The sequence below is a fragment of the Parashewanella hymeniacidonis genome, assembly GCF_016900895.1.
Lineage (GTDB): Bacteria > Pseudomonadota > Gammaproteobacteria > Enterobacterales > Shewanellaceae > Parashewanella > Parashewanella hymeniacidonis.
Window position 1 is genome coordinate 1 of the sequence record NZ_JAFEUN010000304.1, and the last position, 1,064, is coordinate 1,064.

A 1,064-nucleotide genomic window follows, 5' to 3' on the forward strand; every position below is an offset into this window, starting at 1 on the left:
ACCATTTCCTCTTCTAATACGGGATTCATCTTCTCTAAATGTCATATCGAGCATCCAATGCATACTTTCAACTTGCCAATGACTTCTTACAGCATGTAATGCTTGAACCGCATCCAACTCTAATGAACTAATATACCAACGAACTTCATTCGTCTGCTTACCTGTTGTTTTTTCTATAACTTCAGAGGATATTTTTATCACGCTTTTAAGTCCTGACCATCTATACTCTTTGGCTATCCAATTGGTATCTATCAGTAACTGTTCGCATTTCCTAGTTTCGATGCGTCCGTGGCCGCTATCAAGCTCGGTATGTTCAGCGTGATTTTCTTGAGTTAATCCCTCTCGCTCAGACTTATGCCACCATGCTTCTAACTCAGCTTGCATCCCTGAGTGATTGCCTTTTAGCGCTAAAATATAATCCCCTTTCTTTTGGATGATTTGTTTTGCGATATCTTTTTGGCATCCCATTGCATCTAGCGTAATGATACTATTTTCAATGTCTAACAAGTTAAGTAATTCTGGAATGGCTGTGATTTCGTTGCTTTTTTCGCTTACCGCAGTTTGACCTAAAACCAGCTGATGTAGAGTGCTCCAAGCACTAACGGCATGAAGTCCTGTTTTATCACCTTTCGTTTTGAATGAACGCCTAGCTGCTTTACCGTCAATTGGAATGACATCACTTCCGGTCACTTCTATGAGTGAGGAAACCCAACGTTGAAATGCTTTCTCTATTTCATCAGCATTTAGCCGACAAATAACCCGTGCAATAGTGTCATGCTTGGGTATTCCGTTTTTAAATGGACGATATTTCCTTAACCAATCTAACTTAGTATGGCCAAAATCTTCGATATCTTCCCAGCCCTCAGAGCCTGAAATGACCGCACAAATAGACAATAACAATATATCTAAAAGTTCATGTAATTTATGACGTTGTATGCGAGGATCATTGATTTTGTCGAAGTGCTGTAAAAAAGTAGAAGGTTCCATTTCATTATCATGTAGCTAAGTTTGATTGATCTGATCACAAACCTTCAAAAAAGTTCAATTTTAATGATCTTGCCGTG

At 38.9% G+C, this 1,064-nt stretch carries 1 protein-coding gene; it reads right to left on the reverse strand.

Annotated features, from left to right (window positions below; genetic code table 11):
• The coding region (locus tag JQC92_RS22465; protein ID WP_205001744.1) for an ISAs1 family transposase at nucleotides 1-987 on the reverse strand (987 nt) is incomplete at its 3' end.
• Nucleotides 988-1,064 lie beyond the last annotated feature (77 nt).